The 18292-nt window shown below is 37.8% G+C and carries 15 protein-coding genes, 1 pseudogene and 1 other annotated feature; of the genes and pseudogenes, 2 read left to right on the top strand and 14 right to left on the bottom strand.

The features are described from left to right. Positions 1-65: 65 nt before the first annotated feature. Genes mnmA through cymR form a run of 3 tightly spaced genes read right to left on the bottom strand, consistent with a single transcriptional unit; the run spans position 66 to position 2795 of the window. Entirely contained in the window at positions 66-1181 is a 1116-nt protein-coding gene (mnmA, locus tag MHH42_RS22290; RefSeq protein ID WP_001038014.1) for a tRNA 2-thiouridine(34) synthase MnmA, read from the bottom strand. A gap of 16 nt (positions 1182-1197) precedes the next feature. Beyond that, complete coding sequence (locus MHH42_RS22295; protein WP_016109124.1) at positions 1198-2343, bottom strand: cysteine desulfurase family protein; 1146 nt, start codon at positions 2341-2343, stop codon at positions 1198-1200. 35 nt (positions 2344-2378) lie between these two features. Beyond that, positions 2379-2795, bottom strand: coding sequence for a cysteine metabolism transcriptional regulator CymR (cymR, locus tag MHH42_RS22300; RefSeq protein WP_000704116.1), 417 nt, complete (start codon positions 2793-2795; stop codon positions 2379-2381). 397 nt (positions 2796-3192) lie between these two features. Here cymR and MHH42_RS22305 point away from each other — a divergent pair, with 397 nt between their 5' ends. Both MHH42_RS22305 and MHH42_RS22310 read left to right on the top strand, forming a co-directional pair. Next, positions 3193-4479 carry a replication-associated recombination protein A gene (locus MHH42_RS22305; protein ID WP_070173789.1) on the top strand — a complete coding sequence of 429 codons (1287 nt, stop codon included), beginning with the start codon at positions 3193-3195 and terminating at the stop codon, positions 4477-4479. A gap of 37 nt (positions 4480-4516) precedes the next feature. Next, positions 4517-5158 carry an RsfA family transcriptional regulator gene (locus MHH42_RS22310; protein WP_070173790.1) on the top strand — a complete coding sequence of 214 codons (642 nt, stop codon included), beginning with the start codon at positions 4517-4519 and terminating at the stop codon, positions 5156-5158. A 480-nt stretch (positions 5159-5638) separates the two neighbouring features. Here MHH42_RS22310 and MHH42_RS22315 read toward each other — a convergent pair whose 3' ends face one another. From MHH42_RS22315 to MHH42_RS22365, 11 genes and pseudogenes are all read right to left on the bottom strand, one after another. Continuing rightward, positions 5639-6406 (bottom strand): tRNA threonylcarbamoyladenosine dehydratase, encoded by a 768-nt coding sequence (locus tag MHH42_RS22315; RefSeq protein ID WP_000903182.1) that lies wholly within the window; start codon positions 6404-6406, stop codon positions 5639-5641. A 500-nt stretch (positions 6407-6906) separates the two neighbouring features. After that, positions 6907-8682: an aspartate--tRNA ligase gene (gene aspS / locus MHH42_RS22320; RefSeq protein ID WP_000840919.1), complete on the bottom strand. Its 1776-nt coding sequence runs from the start codon at positions 8680-8682 to the stop codon at positions 6907-6909. A 12-nt stretch (positions 8683-8694) separates the two neighbouring features. Then, a complete protein-coding gene (hisS, locus tag MHH42_RS22325; RefSeq protein ID WP_033657340.1) occupies positions 8695-9966 on the bottom strand; it encodes a histidine--tRNA ligase in 1272 nt (423 codons plus the stop codon). 69 nt (positions 9967-10035) lie between these two features. Continuing rightward, positions 10036-10266 (bottom strand) — a binding site (T-box leader). Between the two features lie 54 nt (positions 10267-10320). Then, positions 10321-10497, bottom strand: a complete 177-nt coding sequence (locus tag MHH42_RS22330; RefSeq protein ID WP_001242605.1) for a hypothetical protein — start codon at positions 10495-10497, stop codon at positions 10321-10323. 85 nt (positions 10498-10582) lie between these two features. Continuing rightward, positions 10583-10774, bottom strand: coding sequence for a hypothetical protein (locus MHH42_RS22335; protein WP_001104578.1), 192 nt, complete (start codon positions 10772-10774; stop codon positions 10583-10585). A 79-nt stretch (positions 10775-10853) separates the two neighbouring features. Beyond that, a pseudogene (locus MHH42_RS22340) lies at positions 10854-11186 on the bottom strand (YrdB family protein). Between the two features lie 265 nt (positions 11187-11451). Then, positions 11452-11892, bottom strand: coding sequence for a D-tyrosyl-tRNA(Tyr) deacylase (locus MHH42_RS22345; RefSeq protein WP_001266954.1), 441 nt, complete (start codon positions 11890-11892; stop codon positions 11452-11454). Between the two features lie 17 nt (positions 11893-11909). Next, positions 11910-14093 carry a GTP diphosphokinase gene (relA, locus tag MHH42_RS22350; RefSeq protein ID WP_001262799.1) on the bottom strand — a complete coding sequence of 728 codons (2184 nt, stop codon included), beginning with the start codon at positions 14091-14093 and terminating at the stop codon, positions 11910-11912. A gap of 210 nt (positions 14094-14303) precedes the next feature. Beyond that, positions 14304-14816 (bottom strand): adenine phosphoribosyltransferase, encoded by a 513-nt coding sequence (locus MHH42_RS22355; RefSeq protein WP_000346217.1) that lies wholly within the window; start codon positions 14814-14816, stop codon positions 14304-14306. A 65-nt stretch (positions 14817-14881) separates the two neighbouring features. Continuing rightward, a complete protein-coding gene (gene recJ, locus MHH42_RS22360; protein WP_098827127.1) occupies positions 14882-17203 on the bottom strand; it encodes a single-stranded-DNA-specific exonuclease RecJ in 2322 nt (773 codons plus the stop codon). Positions 17204-17304: 101 nt separating this feature from the next. Next, positions 17305-18198, bottom strand: a complete 894-nt coding sequence (locus tag MHH42_RS22365; RefSeq protein WP_000409731.1) for a cation diffusion facilitator family transporter — start codon at positions 18196-18198, stop codon at positions 17305-17307. Between the last annotated feature and the right edge of the window lie 94 nt (positions 18199-18292).

The following is an 18292-nucleotide window of genomic DNA, read 5'->3' on the forward strand; positions in this document are numbered from 1 at the left end:
AGCGAACGAAAATTCGCTTTATGTAAAAGAAACCTCTAACCGCTAATCGGCAGAGGCTTCTCGTTTTATCCTAAATAATCTAATTTCTTACCACTATGATATACTTCATCAATTGTAGCGCCACCTAAGCACTCATCTCCATCATAGAAAACAACTGCTTGGCCTGGCGTAATCGCACGAATTGGCTCATCACAAAGAATACGAACTGTATTTTCATCAACAATTTGAACCGTTACTTTATTATCTGCTTGACGATAGCGGAATTTCGCTGTGCATTTAAATTCTGTTTCTTTTGCTTTGTTACTTACCCATCCTACATTCGTAGCGATAACTTCATCACCATATAGAAGTTCATTATGGAATCCTTGATCAACATATAAAATGTTGTCTTTTAAGTTTTTCCCAACAGCGAACCATGGATCACCGTTACCACCAATACCAAGGCCATGACGTTGTCCAATTGTATAGTACATTAAACCGTCATGTTTTCCTTTCACTTCACCAGATAACGTTTGCATCACACCTGGTTGCGCTGGTAAATAGTTACTTAAGAAATCTTTAAAGTTACGCTCGCCAATGAAGCAAATACCAGTACTATCTTTCTTCGCCGCTGTCGCTAAACCAGCTTCTGTCGCCATTTCGCGAATTTGCGGTTTCTTTAATTCACCTAATGGGAACATTGTTTTTGATAATTGCTCTTGGCTTAATTGATTTAAGAAATACGTTTGGTCTTTATTGTCATCAACGCCGCGAAGCATTTTATATTCGCCGTCCATATAAGCAACACGTGCATAATGGCCTGTCGCTACATAATCAGCACCAAGCGCAATTGCATGCTCTAAAAATGCTTTAAATTTAATTTCTTTGTTACACATTACATCTGGGTTTGGTGTACGACCAGCTCGGTACTCATCTAAGAAGTACGTAAATACTTTGTCCCAGTATTGTTTTTCAAAGTTTACTGCATAATACGGAATACCGATTTGGTTACACACTTCAATTACATCATTGTAATCTTCTGTTGCTGTGCAGACACCATTCTCATCTGTATCATCCCAGTTTTTCATAAAAATTCCGATCACATCATAACCTTGCTCTTTTAATAAAAGAGCTGCTACAGATGAATCGACGCCACCGGACATCCCGATGACAACGCGTGTTTCGTGAGGTAGTTTGTTCATCATGTCACCTCCCATGCTAATTTTGTGTTAATCGCTTCACGATTTTCACTGTTTCGTACGCCGCTTTTTCAATTTGCTCTTTCGTATTTCCAAGACCGAAACTAAAGCGTACGGATGAACGTATTTGATCGGAGTCTTTTCCGAACATCGCCACTAATACATGTGATGGATCAATCGAACCAGCTGTACAAGCAGAACCACTTGATACTGCAATGCCAGCTAAGTCTAAGTTCACAAGAAATGGTTCAATGTTCATTCCTGTAAAACTAATATTCAACACATGTGGTAAGCGATATTCCAAGTTTCCGTTTACCTCGAAAGTAATGCCTTCATTTTTGAAGACAGATACCATTATATCTTTAAACTCTTCATATTGGGCATTTTTTTGCTCACGAGTTTTTTCAGCTAAAAGAATTGCATGTTGAAGTCCGACAATACTAGGTACATTTTCAGTACCAGCACGGCGTTTTCTTTCTTGCTCTCCGCCTATTAATAACGGTTCAAATTTCAAATTTGCACTAGCGTATAAGAACCCTACGCCTTTTGGCCCGTTAATTTTGTGCGCTGAAATTGATAATAAATCAATCCCAAACTCTTTCACATTTATTTCTACTAAACCGTAAGCTTGTACCGCATCTGTATGAAAATAAGCTTGATGCTCTTTTAGCAGTTTTCCTATTTCCGCAATCGATTGCATCGTCCCTACTTCATTATTCCCAAACATAATAGATACAAGAATTGTCTCTTCTGTTAATGCCTTTTGTATGTCAGAAAGTTGAACACGCCCCGTTTCATCGACAGGTAAATATGTCACTTCAAACCCTTCACGCTCAAGCAATTCACACGTATGCAAAATCGCATGATGTTCAATTTCCGTCGTTATAATGTGGTTACCTTTATGACGGTTTGCGTGTGCTACACCTATAAGCGCTAAATTATCAGCTTCTGTACCACCGCTCGTGAATATAATTTCATTCGGGTTCGCATGGATGCTTTTTGCACACACGCGTCTCGCCTCATCTACTGCATGGCGCGCTTGACGTCCATAAAAGTGAATACTAGACGGGTTTCCGAATGTTTCTGTCATATATGGAATCATCTTTTCGACCACTTCTGGGTGAGTCGGAGATGTCGCAGCATGATCTAAGTAAATGCGTTCCATTAAATCTCCTTCTTTCCAAATCGTTTCACAAGGAATTAAATGTAAAACATATAGCCCCCGTGATTTTCTTCCTCATAACGCACTAAATCTTCTAAAGTTGTACTATCTAACACTTCTTGCACCGCATCTCGAACACGCATCCATAATTGGCGCTGTGCTGGTTCTTCTTCTTCTATCATTTCTACAACACTAATTGGACCCTCTAGTACACGGATTACATCCCCAGCTGTAATGTTAGCCGGTTGATCAGATAATACATATCCGCCATATGCACCACGCGTACTCTTTACAAGACGAGCGTTACGAAGTGGTGAAATTAATTGTTCTAAGTAATGTTCCGATAAGTCATGTGCCTGTGCGATTGATTTTAATGAAATCGGACCTTCACCAAACTTTTTTGCAAGATCGATCATAATTGTTAAGCCGTAGCGGCCTTTTGTTGAAATCTTCATCTATTTTGCACCTCTTTTCAAATTTTCACTTCTATTGGTTATATCTTATTTATCCCGCTATTTGCGGGCAGTAAAACTCCCACCTCAAAATTCGGCTGGAGCAAAGAAGTTAGGTAGGGGATAAACAAAACCCCCACTGATTAAAGTTTCACTTTATAAAAGAACACAATTTAAAATCCTATGAAATTATAGCATAATATAGTATTATAAGAAATTTCAACTTGTGTATCAAAATGATAACATAAAATCGCATTGAAAAACTCGGAAATTATTAAAATTGAAAGAAAAATAAAAATATTCATATTCATCTTTCCCATAAAACAGCATCCTATTTCAAATTCCACTAAAAAAAAATGATACGATAGAATGAGATTATATAGTAAGGGAGACGGTAAAAATGAAACAACCACTCGCACATCGAATGCGCCCTACAAATATTCAAGAAATTATTGGACAACAGCATTTAGTTGGTGAAGGAAAGATTTTATGGCGAATGGTCCAAGCAAATCATTTTCAATCTATGATTTTATACGGTCCTCCAGGTACAGGAAAAACATCAATAGCTAGCGCAATTGCGGGAAGTACTGGAACACCGTTTCGCCTATTAAATGCTGTTACTCACAATAAAAAAGATATAGAAGTTGTCGTACAAGAAGCGAAGATGCATCGACACCTCGTTTTAATTTTAGATGAAGTTCACAGGTTAGATAAGGCGAAACAAGACTTTCTATTACCTCATTTAGAAAGTGGACTCCTTACTTTAATCGGTGCAACGACGAGTAATCCATTCCATGCGATAAACTCTGCTATCCGAAGCAGATGTCAAATCTTCGAGTTACACGCACTAACAGAAGATGATATTTTAATTGGTTTAAAACGAGCTCTTGAAGATAAAGAAAAAGGGCTTGGGGAATATGATGTAACTGTTACGGATGGAGCATTACATCACTTTGCAAATGCATCAGGCGGAGATATGCGTTCAGCTTATAATGCACTTGAATTAGCTGTTTTATCTAGCTTTACAACTGACGACAAAGCTGCGGAAATCACGCTAGAAATCGCAGAAGAATGCTTACAAAAAAAGAGTTTCGTTCATGACAAAGGTGGAGATGCTCATTATGACGTATTATCGGCATTTCAAAAATCAGTGCGCGGAAGTGATGTAAATGCAGCACTTCATTATTTAGCACGCCTTATTGAAGCAGGTGATTTACAAAGTATCGGTAGACGCCTTCTTATTATGGCATATGAAGATATCGGACTTGCTAGCCCGCAAGCTGGACCGCGCACACTTGCAGCGATCGAGTCAGCTGAACGAGTTGGATTCCCAGAGGCACGCATACCACTTGCAAATGCCGTTATCGAGCTATGCTTATCACCAAAATCAAATTCAGCTTATAAAGCACTTGATGCTGCATTGCACGATTTACGTAACGGTCAAACAGGTGACATTCCAGGTCATTTAAAAGACAGTCACTATAAAGGCGCTGAATCGTTAGGTCGAGGCATTGGATACTTATATCCACATGACCATCCAAATGGCTGGGTACACCAACAATACTTACCTGATAAAATAAAAAACAAGCAATATTATAAACCGAAAACAACAGGGAAATTTGAGCAAGCACTTTCTACTGTTTATGAAAGATTACAAAGTTCGAATAAAACGAAAAATAAAGGGTAACATAAACGAAAACGTCACCATTACGGAGGCTTCGCTTATGAAAACACGTCAAGATGCATGGACAAGAGAAGACGATCTCCTTTTAGCAGAAACTGTTTTACGACATATTCGTAGCGGCAGTACACAAATCAAAGCATTCGATGAAATTGGCGATGCTTTGAACCGCACTTCAGCAGCTTGCGGTTTTAGATGGAATGCTGAAGTACGAGCGAATTACGAAGATGCGGTACAGATTGCAAAAAAACAACGTAAAGAATTAAAACGTTCTGAAGCTAAAATAGAAAAAGAGCAGTTTACACAAACTCGGCAGCTCGTAATCGATGCCGAGTTTTCAGAAAATATCACGCCAAGTCAACAGGAACTTACAATGCAAAATGTCATCTCATTTTTGCAAAACATGGAACATAATAACCCTTCAACCGCAAAGTTGCAAACTGAAAATGAGGTATTACAAGATCAGCTTACTTCCTTGCAAAAAACGAATCATGAACTTGAAGCAAAATTAGCGGTACTCACAAAAAAACAACAAGCAATCGAAGAAGATTATGCAATGCTTGTTAGAATTATGGATCGTGCTCGAAAACTTGTTTCAGTTGAAGAACAAGAAGAACAGATTGCTCCCATTTTCAAAACCGATCAAAACGGGAATTTAGATATTATTTATTCTGCAGAGAATTAAAAACAGGGATGTCACTTTTTTGATTAAGTGACATCCCTGTTTGTTTTCGGTGAACCGTATATAGATATATCGGTAAATGAAATTATATCAACGATTTTTCGAATATATCTATCGTAACTTGCAATATATCAACGATTTTTCAAATATATCTATCACAACTTGCAATATATCAACGATTCGAAAAAGAATATCGATTTAACGACAAAAATTGACAATAATATTTCTCCCTGTCATACAAGGAAACTCCCAAAATATATTAGATAATTTTTACTGTAATGTCATTATAACTCTTGGCCTTCTCGTCCTGACTTTAGCTCTTTTCACCATTAACAGTCTAAAAAATACATCCGCCTATAAATCAGATAAATATGATCATTACTTATTAACCTTACTTACATTTGAACTAGTAGTGATGCAAATATCAATAATTCTTTAAAACATAGAAAAAGCATATATCCGAAATGGATATATGCTTTCCTTTTATTCTTGCCCTACACGCTTCACTTCTACATTTTTAATACGCTCACGTACAACGTGACTTGCCATAATTAAGCCTGCCACAGATGGTACGAATGCATTTGAAGAAGGTGGTAATTTCGCCTTACGAATTTTTGCATTTTCGTCTGGTACGATTTCTTTACGTACTTCTTCACGAATTACGATTGGGTTTTCGTCAGAGAAGACAACTTTTACACCTTTTTTAATACCCTCTTTACGAAGCTTCGTACGAATTACTTTCGCAATCGGATCTGTATGTGTTTTAGAAATGTCCGCAATACGGAAACGAGTTGGGTCCATTTTATTTGCTGCACCCATACATGAGATAATTTTAATTTTACGACGTAAACATTGTTTAATTAAATGGATTTTGAACGTAATCGTATCAGATGCATCCACTACGAAATCTAAACCGTGTTTAAAGAACTCTTCATATGTTTCATCTGTATAAAACATTTCTAATCCAATTACTTCACATTCCGGATTAATGTCTGCAATACGCTCTTTCATTAATTCTACTTTTGAACGTCCTACAGTAGATACTAATGCGTGAATTTGACGGTTTACGTTTGTAATATCTACAACGTCTTTATCAACTAATACGAGACGTCCTACGCCAGAACGTGCTAACGCTTCAGCTGAAAATGATCCTACGCCGCCAATTCCTAAAATACCGACTGTACTATTTTTTAATATTTCAAGTCCTTCTTTACCGAAGGCTAATTCATTACGTGAAAATTGATGTAACATTCAGCTCTACACTCCTATTACAAAAATGGTCTACCATGTATTCTAGCGTTTTTCCGACTATTTGTATAGAAAAAGTTATAGAATTCCTAAAAATACATATTTCAAACAAAAACATAATATAAACCGGACTTTTATTTCTTCCTACATACACGTTTTAAAAGGAGGATTTAGATAACCGAGCAGGTCGAGGCGCTGATGCTAGGAGGAGCGCAGTGTAGCTTTACTACTCAAGCACCGGACTGGCGAAGCAACGACGAAATGCGACTGCCATCTGAACCGGACTTTTTTAAACTTCCTCTCAATATACGTTTAAAAAGGAGGATTTAGAGAGCCGAGCAGATCGAGGCGCTGATGCTAGGAGGAGCGCAGTGTAGCTTTACTACTCGAGCACCGGACTGGCGAAGCAACGACGAAATGCGACAGTTATCTAAACCGGACTTTTTAAACTTCCTCTCAAAAAAAGTCTAGACGGCTATAGTATAACCATCTAGACCCTATTCTTACTTCTCTTCTTTCAAGCTTAATTTTAAGTTCAGTTCTTCAAGCTGAGCTTCTGCAACTGGGCTTGGAGCTTCTGTTAATAAGCAGCTTGCGCTTGCTGTTTTCGGGAATGCAATTGTATCACGAAGGTTCGTACGACCTGCAAGTAACATAACAAGACGGTCTAAACCTAATGCAATTCCGCCGTGTGGTGGTGTACCGTATTCGAATGCTTCTAATAAGAATCCGAATTGTTCTTGCGCTTCTTCTTGTGAGAATCCAAGTGCTTTAAACATTTTTTCTTGTACGTCACGCTCGTAAATACGAAGTGATCCGCCACCAAGCTCATAACCGTTTAATACAAGGTCATATGCTTGTGCACGTGCTTTTTCTGGTGCTGTTTCTAATAGCTCAACGTCTTCACGGAATGGCATTGTGAATGGGTGGTGAGCTGCGAAGTAACGATCTGCATCTTCATCGTACTCAAGAAGTGGCCAATCAGTTACCCATAGGAAGTTAAATTTACTTTCATCTATTAACTCAAGCTCTTTACCTAAACGTAAACGAAGTGCACCTAAGCTATCTGCAACAACGCTTTTCTTATCTGCTACGAATAGTAATAAATCGCCAGCAGTAGCTTCTAATGTACTCATTAACGCTTTTGCATCTTCTTCTCCGAAGAATTTCGCAATCGGTCCTTTTAAGCCGTCTTCTTCCACTTTAAGCCAAGCTAGACCTTTTGCACCGTATACTTTTACGAATTCAGTTAATGCATCAATGTCTTTACGAGAGTATTTGCTTGCGGCACCTTTTGCATTAATTGCTTTTACTTGTCCGCCGCTTTCTACAGCACTTGTAAATACTTTAAATCCACAATCTACTGCAAATTCAGATAGGTCTGTTAGTTCCATTTCAAAGCGTGTATCTGGCTTATCAGAACCGTAGCGAGCCATTGCATCAGCATATTTCATACGAGGGAATGGTGCACTAACTTCTACACCTTTTGCATCCTTCATAACTTTCGTCATCATACGCTCCATCATATCTAAAATTTCATCTTGCGTTAAGAATGAAGCTTCGATATCGATTTGCGTGAATTCTGGTTGACGATCCGCACGTAAATCTTCGTCACGGAAACAACGTGCTACTTGATAGTAACGCTCAAATCCGCCGACCATAAGAAGTTGTTTAAATAATTGTGGTGACTGTGGTAATGCATAGAATTCACCGTCGTGTACACGGCTTGGTACTAAATAGTCACGAGCTCCTTCTGGTGTGCTCTTCGTTAAAATTGGAGTTTCAACTTCTAAGAAGTCTTCTGTATCTAGGAAGTTACGAATTGTTTTCGTTACGTCGTGACGCATTTTGAATGTGTTAAACATTACAGGACGACGTAAGTCTAAGTAACGATATTTTAAACGCACATCTTCTGATGCATCTGTATCATCAGCGATAATGATTGGTGTTGTTTTCGCTGCGTTTAATACGTTTACTCTCGTTGCTTGTACTTCAATACGACCAGTTGCCATATTGTCATTAATTGCGCCTTCACCACGTTCAACAACTGTACCTTCTACGTGCAATACGTATTCACTACGAATCGTTTCTGCTACTTCTAGTGCTTCTTTTGATGTTTCTGGGTTAAATACGACTTGCACGATACCTGTACGGTCACGTAAATCGATGAAGATTAATCCACCTAAGTCACGACGTTTTTGTACCCAACCTTTTAATTGAACTGTTTGTCCAACAGCTTCTACTGTTACTTTTCCACATGCATGTGTTCTTTCAGCCACTGTAAGTTCCCCCTATATTAATTTCTCTGCTACGTATGAAGCAAATACATCTAATGCTACTTCTTCTTGTCCGCCTGTTGCCATATCTTTTAAGTTAATGATGCCTTTATCTAGCTCATCTTCCCCTAATACAGCTACAAATTTCGCATTTAAACGATCTGCTGATTTAAATTGTGCTTTCATTTTGCGATCTAAATAATCTTTTTCGACTGATAATCCAGCTTTACGAAGATCAAACGCAACTTTCGCAGCATGGTCTTTCGCTTTTTCACCAAGAGCTACAACGTAACAATCAATACTATGTTCAATTGGTAACTCAATGTTCTCAGCTTTTAGCGCCATAATTAGACGTTCAATACTCATCGCAAAACCGATACCTGGCATTTCTGGTCCACCGATTTCTTGTACAAGTCCATTATAACGGCCACCACCGCTTAATGTAGTGATAGCACCGAAACCTTCTGCCTCACTCATAATTTCAAAAACAGTGTGTTGATAGTAGTCTAAACCACGCACTAAGTTTGGATCTTTTTCAAATGGAACATCCATCATCGTTAATAGTTCTTGAACTTTATCGTAGTATACTGCTGAATCTTCGTTTAAGTATTCTGTAATAGATGGTGCTGTACCCATTAATTCATGGTTACGGTCCTTCTTACAGTCTAAAATACGAAGTGGATTCTTTTCTAAGCGAGATTGGCAATCAGAGCAGAACTCGCCGATGCGTGGCTCAAAATGAGCGATTAATGCATCGCGGTGCGCTTGACGGCTCGCTGCATCACCTAAGCTGTTTAATACAACTTTAATATTTTTTAAGCCCATGCCGCGGTAAAACTCTACAGCAAGTGCAATTACTTCTGCATCAATTGCAGGGTCGTTACTACCGATTGCTTCAATACCGAATTGTACGAATTGACGATAGCGACCTGCTTGTGGTCTTTCGTAACGGAACATTTGACCGATATAGTATAACTTTGTTGGTTGCGTTGCGTCACCGAACATTTTGTTTTCAACGTAAGAACGTACAACAGGTGCAGTACCTTCTGGACGTAATGTTAAACTGCGCTCACCACGATCTTGGAATGAATACATTTCTTTTTGTACGATATCTGTCGTATCACCAACACCACGTAAAAATAACTCAGTGTGTTCAAAAATTGGTGTGCGAATTTCTTTATAATTGTAACGACGGCAAATTTCGCGTGCTTGCCCTTCGATATACTGCCATAACTCAACAGTGCCTGGAAGAATATCTTGCGTTCCGCGTGGGATTTGAATAGACATATTCAGTTCCTCCTCAAATTGTTTTAATCTTAATAAAAATAAAAAAACTCCCGCCTCTACTGTTTGAACAGTAGGGACGAGAGTATTATACCCGTGGTGCCACCCTAATTGAAGCACGTATGCTTCCACTTTTTTAATAACGCTTAAATGTGCGTTCATCCCTACTAAGCATATATGCCGTTCAAGTTGAAACCTCTAGAGTGTCATTCAATCAGTCATCATGTAGAAATGTTTTCAGCCTAAGACATCTCCTCTCTTTCCATGTGTATCTCATTTACTCTTCTCTATCAACGGTTATATTCATATGTAAATATAAAATTACTATACGTTTGTTGAGTACGATTGTCAAGTGTTCTAAGAGCGTTCAATCTGCTTCTTAAGACGCTTTACATCTTGAAGAGAAATTCCAAACTCAGAAGCAAGCTCCATCGAAGTATTGTTTTGTTCTTTTGAAATAAAATCATGAAAATTCACGTTAAACAGTTGATTTGCACCGTTTGTAACAGAATGCCCTTTTTCATTCATACGCATACGTATATCCCTCACATTCAATATGGATGTTTTACTTTTTATTGTTCCATATTGATGAGGTAGTTATACGTATAAACGAATAACGTTATTCCATACCACTTTTATATAAATAATCCGCTCTTTGAATCATAAAGGTTGTTACAACCATTGCTGCTATTACAAATACTGCCCAAGTACTGTAACTTAGCACTGCGAAAGTAACTCCTAATGCATGTAAAAAAATAGCTAAGCTAAATCGCAATGAAAATTTCAAATCTTTAAAGATTGACCAATTCATATACTATCTCCCCTTTTCACACATACATCCGAATGTTTTTACCATTTTTTACATTATACTATATAATGGATAACCCAAGCTATTGATTCCAAATCAACATCAGCATTCGATTTATAACAATAATAGTTACCAATCCACTCGCCAGCATAGGATACTTCAAATGATACAACGCTGCAACATCCGCTTCAAACATGATAATCTCTAACAATACATGCAATATACCTTGTACTTCTCATTCTGCATGCGGAGCTCCAAATAGCTCCCAAATGACTGCAACAACAATCGAAAAAATAATAGCAAGTGTAATTTTTATAGCCGTTATTGTTCCTACCCGAAATCCCCAGTATCCAACAATCCCAAGAACACATAACTCTAGCATAAAACGTAAAGTTATATTGAATTCTTGAAGCATGCTACACCTTCTTTTCCTTTTATTCCCCTTCGAATTAATCCTATGATAAAGTGAAACTTTAATCAGTGGGGGTTTTGTTCATCCCCCACTGATTATCAGCCCTCACCAATCGGGCTTTTACGGGCAGCCCGCCCCCTAACTTCTTTGCTTCCGCTGAATTTTGAGGTGGGGTTCTTACTGCCCACAAATAGCGGGATAAATGAACAAAACATACAACAAAGTATAAAAAAGAGAGGATTATATAATCCTCTCTTCTTAGGCCATACTATTTACTTTCTACAATTAAGGTCACCGGACCATCATTGATTAAAGAAACGTCCATCATTGCACCGAACTTCCCTGTTTCTACATGCAATCCTTGTTTACGAACTTCTTCATTAAAGAAATCGTATAAATGCTCTGCATAGTCAGGTTTCGCAGCATCCATAAAGTTTGGACGTCTTCCCTTGCGGCAATCGCCATATAATGTGAATTGCGAAATTGATAGAACTTGTCCTTCTACATCGAGTACAGAATGGTTCATCTTTCCGCTCTCATCTTCAAAGATGCGTAAGTTCGCGATTTTTTCCGCAATGTACGTTGCATCTTTTTCAGTATCTTCATGCGTAATGCCAACTAGTAATGTTAAACCGAATGGAATTTGTCCTACAATCTCACCATCTACTGTGACAGACGCCTCTTTTGATCGTTGTAAAACAACTCTCATCTTTTCTACACTCCCTATTAATGCATCATGCGTCGTACTGCATAAATTTCAGGAACACGTTTAATGCGTTCTACTACTTTTTTCAAGTGTTGTAAGTTACGAATCGAGATCGACATATTAATCGTTGCCATCTTATTACGATCACTTCTACCAGAAACAGCTGAAATGTATGTTTTCGTCTCTGTAACAGCTTGCAATACTTCATTTAATAAACCACGGCGATCATAGCCTGAAATTTCGATATCAACGTTGTATTCAATTTCTTTTTCAGGGCTACCTTCCCACTCTACTTCTAATAAGCGCTCTACAGCTTCTTCTGTATGAATATTTACACAATCACGACGGTGAATCGATACGCCCCGACCTTTCGTAATATACCCAACGATATCATCACCTGGAACTGGGTTACAGCATTTTGACAAACGAATTAATAAATTGTCAGCACCACTTACCTTTACACCAGAATCCCATTTTCGAATTTTCATCGGTTTACGAACTTCTTTAACTTCAACAATTTCTTCTTCTTCACGCTGCTTACGGAACTTGTCCGTTAGTCGCGTAACAATTTGCGACGCTGTAATTCCGCTATATCCAACTGCTGCAAACATATCTTCTTCATTTGCAAAATTAAACTTCTCAGCAACACGTTTTAAATTGTCAGGAGCTAACACTTCTTTCATCTCATACTCTAGACCACGTACTTCTTTTTCAACAAGTTCACGGCCTTTTTCAATATTTTCGTCTCTACGCTGTTTCTTAAAGAATTGACGTATTTTATTTTTCGCATGAGATGTTTGAGCAAGTTTCACCCAATCTTGGCTTGGGCCATACGAATGTTTCGATGTTAAAATTTCAATGATGTCACCCGTTTTTAATTTATAATCAAGGGTCACCATTTTCCCATTTACTTTTGCACCAATTGTTTTATTCCCGATTTCTGAATGGACACGATAAGAAAAGTCAATTGGAACAGATCCAAGTGGTAATTCCATTACATCGCCTTTCGGTGTGAAGACGAATACCATGTCAGAGAATAAATCAATTTTTAATGACTCCATAAACTCTTCTGCATTAGAAGCTTCATTTTGCCATTCTAATATTTGACGGAACCAAGTTAGTTTCTTCTCTAATGTACCTGTTGTTTCTGCGGTCTTTCCTTCTTTATACGCCCAATGTGCCGCGATACCGAATTCTGCAATTTCGTGCATTTCTTTCGTACGAATTTGCACTTCTAGCGGATCACCTTTCGGTCCAATTACCGTCGTATGAAGAGATTGATATAGATTTGCTTTCGGCATTGCAATATAATCTTTGAAACGACCTGGCATTGGCTTCCAGCAAGTATGAATAATTCCAAGCACCGCGTAACAATCTTTAATACTATTTACAACGACACGTACAGCTAGTAAATCGTAAATTTCATTAAACTGTTTATTTTGCAATGCCATTTTACGATAAATACTGTAAATATGTTTTGGTCTTCCAGAAATCTCAGGTTGAATGGAAACTTCTTTTAATTTCTCACGAATACCAGTCATTACTTCATCTAAATATTCTTCACGCTCTGCACGTTTACGCTTCATTAAATTTACAATACGATAATATTGTTGCGGATTTAAGTAGCGAAGTGACGTATCCTCTAACTCCCATTTAATAGTACTAATTCCGAGTCTATGTGCTAAAGGTGCAAAGATTTCTAACGTTTCATTCGCAATGCGACGCTGCTTCTCTTGAGGCAAATGTTTCAATGTACGCATGTTATGAAGACGATCAGCTAGTTTAATTAAAATAACTCGAATATCTTGAGCCATTGCGATAAACATTTTGCGATGGTTTTCTGCTTGTTGCTGCTCATGAGATTTATATTTAATCTTTCCGAGCTTTGTAACACCATCGACAAGCATAGCGATTTCTTTATTAAATTCTCGTTCAATATCTTCTAATGTAATCTCTGTATCTTCCACTACATCATGCAAGAAACCTGCCGATACTGTAGCTGGATCCATGTGTAAATCAACTAAAATACCTGCAACTTGAATTGGGTGAATAATATATGGTTCACCCGATTTTCTATATTGTTCGCTATGTGCATCGCGTGCATATTCATAAGCACGTGCCACTAGCTCAATATCTTCATCCGCTAAATATTGACTTGCTTTCTCGAGTACCTGTTCAGCTGTTAGTACTTGCTCATTTGCCATCGAATCACCTTTTATTGAAAATTGACTTTGTATTTATTAAATAGAATAAATTATATTCTATCATTATAACCCAATGATTGTGAATTGTGAAAAGGAAAAGATTTTACTGACATTTCACCTTATTTTTTTGTTCAATTATACAAAAGTACCCGCTCCTCTCCAAGAGATTCACGGGTACTTTTTATCACCGTAGTTTTACCTATATAGTGATTAGTATTTTTCTAATACTAATACATCGTAACCATCTAACATTTTACGACCATCTAAGTAAGTAAGCTCTACTAAGAATGCAATCCCTGCTACAACTCCGCCAAGTTCTTCAACTAGCTTAATTGTTGCTTCAATTGTTCCACCTGTAGCTAATAGATCATCAGTAATTAATACGCGTTGACCTGGTTTAATTGCATCTTTATGGATTGTTAAAACATCTGTACCATATTCTTTTCCGTAGTCAACTGTAATTACTTCACGTGGTAATTTTCCTAATTTACGAACTGGCGCAAATCCTACTTCTAATGCATAAGAAACTGGGCAACCGATAATAAAACCACGAGCTTCTGGTCCTACTACAACATCAATATCTCTTTCTTTTGCATACTCAACGATTGCATCTGTTGCTGCTTTGTATGCTTTACCGTCGTTCATTAAAGGTGTAATGTCTTTAAACACAATACCTTCTTTCGGATAATCCGGTACAATTGCGATATGTTGCTTGAAATCCATATTTCTGAATCCTCCTCAGATATAAAAGGTTTGTAAATACAAATCCTTTACCTTAACTGTTCTACTTATTTATGATTACGAATCGTTTCAAACCATGTATATAGTTGCTGATATGTGCTATAAACCAATTCTTTTTCTAATTGTAAGTGGTTCATTTTCTCACGATATGTGTTCGATTCAATTAAATCACGCTTTTGTTTTTGTTCGGCCATAAAAATGACACCGTCTTTTATTGTAACAAATTCTAACTCAAAAAACACCTGTGTCATGAAATTTACTGTATCTTTTGACCAACCTTTATGGCGACATAGTTGTTCCCCATATTGTCTTAAAGAAAATGGTGATTTTTGGTTTAAGAAAGAATAGTACCATTTAAAATGTTCCCTCGTTGGGACTGTACTAAATAGATGATTGTTCTCTTGATAAAATAACGTATAGATTCTAGATGGGAATCCTACTTTAAATAAATCACGCAATTCATCTGTTCCTTTTGGCAAATCGAGTAACACGATGTATTGATCATCTAAATGAGTTACCTCTGATGCATGCACAAGATGTTCTTTATAGTCTTCTAAAGAAAACTTATTCAATACCTCTTCAGAAAAATACACCATTGTTATTTTTTCTTTCGGAAGTTCTGCTAAATTTGCTTCCACATTACGCATACTACGCCAATCAAATAATTGCCATGCCTCTACAGCAATATCTTGTACCATTAATTGTGGCTTCTTAAAATTATTCCATTCATTAATGGATGCCTCTCCTATTACAGATACCTTAGCAACTGGAGAAATTTCTTTTGCATACGCACCAAATCCGAATCCAATTGTATCCAGTGTTGCCTGTCCGTCACGAAGTGCCATTTTTAAATGTGAACCATCTGATCCGATTGCACGAATACTTTCTAATTCAGCATTTTTCACTGCAAGACGTGGTTTCGGATTTCCAACACCAAATGGCGCTAACTTTTGCATATCCTCAATTGCTGCAAGCGTTACATCTTCCACTTTACAAAATGTATCAACTGCTGTGATTGGAATAAAATCCGCTTCTGTTAAAATTGCATCCGCTTGCGCATTTAAGCGGCGACGTAACTCATCTACATCATTCATATGTAGCGTCATTCCCGCGGCCATCGGATGCCCTCCGAAGTGCGGTAATAACTCTCTACAATCCGACAAGTTTGCAAACAAATCAAATCCCGCGATACTACGTGCTGAACCCTTTGCTGTTTCTTTGACAGGATCAATGCTTAATACAATTGTTGGACGATAAAAACGTTCAACTAATTTAGAAGCGACAATTCCAATTACACCTGGATTCCAGCCTTCTTTTGCAAGCACTAACACTTTATTTTCTTCTGGCGGGAATTTATTTTCCACTTCAGCGATAGCCTCTTCTGTAATTTGCTTTACAATATCTTTTCGAAGTTTGTTCAGCTCATCAATTTCTTCAGCCAGTTCTTTCGCTTCCTCTGGGTCATCTGATAATAATAGGTGTACAGCCGGCGTAGCATCTTCTAAACGCCCAACTGCATTAATACGCGGTGCGATTGAGAATCCAATGCTTTCTTCTGTAATTTCACTTTGCGAAACGTTAGCAACTTTAAACAATGCCTTTAAACCAATATTTTTCGTCATTCGCATATGTTTTAAACCGCGCTTCACTAGCAATCTATTTTCGCCATGAAGTGATACTAAATCGGCTACCGTACCGATTACTGCAATTTCTAATAAATGTTCTGGTACACGACCTAATAATGCATGTGCAACTTTAAACGCAACACCTACACCGGCTAAATAATGAAACGGATACACACCGCCATCTAGTTTTGGATGAATAATCGCGAGTGCTTCTGGTAATTCTGGCGGTGGCTCATGGTGATCCGTAATAATAAGATCTATTCCAAGTTCCTTCGCTACCTTCGCTTCATGTACCGCTGCGATACCAGTATCGACAGTAATAATAAGTGAGAACCCTGCACTATGCGCCCAACGAAACGCTTCTTCGTTCGGTCCATAACCTTCTGTAAAACGGTTTGGAATATAAAATTCTACCTCTGCACCTAATTCTTGCAGAGTAAGATATAAAACCGTTGTACTACTTACTCCGTCCGCATCATAATCACCAAATATTAATATTTGCTCTCCATTTTGAATCGCCTTATTTACACGTTCTACCGTTCTATCCATTCCTTCTAATAAAAACGGATCGTGAAATTCTTGATTTTCTGTATTTAAAAAATCTAAAATCTTATCTTCTGTATCTAATCCTCTACCGAGGAATAACGAAATGACAAGTGGTGATAGTTGTAACTTTTTTGCTAATTCACTCACTCGCTCTTCATTATATTCTTTTTCTTTCCAACGCGTCTTCGGTTGTAACACGAAATCACCCCTTAACCTGTTTATTATACAAGACAGATTAAGGGGTGACAATATAATGCAAACTACGATGCAATATCTATATACTAAAATGTTAATGATATTTAATTTGGAGAATACGGATTTATATGTACAAACACATTTTGTACATTATCTTGTTTCATAAGCATTTCTTTCACATGTTTTCCAATGCGGTGTCCTTCTTCTACAGTAATGTATGGATCTACAGAAACTTTAATATCGACAATAACATAGTGACCATGTTCTCTCGCATATAAAGAACCGATTTTTTTCACACCATTTACTTGCAGGACAGCTTCTCTAAGCGGAATAACATCTTCCTCATGAAGTACATGATCAAGCGTTGCATGAATCGCTTCCGCCCCAATACTCCACGCCATCTTTGCAACAAGGAGTGAAACAAATAACCCCGCAACCGGATCCGCATATACAAGCCAATCTAAACCTAGCTTACCACCGATAATAGCTGCACAAATACCGATTAAAGCTGCAATTGAAGAAAATACATCCGAACGGTGCTCATATGCATTTGCAATAATTGCATCACTATTTACCCTCTTCCCTAATCGGAATTTATATTGAAACATTCCTTCTTTCACGACAATCGAAAGAATAACAGCAAAAATCGTAATTCCTTTCGGTGGTTCTAGTTCTTGCGAAAAAGCTTTTATAGACGAAATCGCTATCTCGATGCCCACAATAAATAATAATACTGCAACAATAATCGCTGAAATCGATTCCGCTTTACCATGACCGTACGGGTGATCTTCATCTGGTGGTTGCTTTGCTGCTCGCAATCCAAAAAGTACAGCTAGCGAACCAATTACATCTGATGCAGAATGCACAGCATCCGCTAATAGTGCTTTACTGTTCCCGATATAACCAATTACCGCCTTTACAATCGCTAATATAATATTACCAACGATTCCGACAATAGCACCAAACTCGGCCTGTTTAAAACGTTCATCTTTTTCCATAATTAAAATCCCTTCTTTTCTTAACCTATCTTGTTATCCCGATTTATTGTATCAAAAACAACGATAACATCACCACTTTCTTCCATCTTTCTTC

Source organism: Bacillus sp. FSL L8-0099 (assembly GCF_038006385.1).
GTDB classification, from domain to species: Bacteria; Bacillota; Bacilli; order Bacillales; family Bacillaceae_G; genus Bacillus_A; species Bacillus_A toyonensis.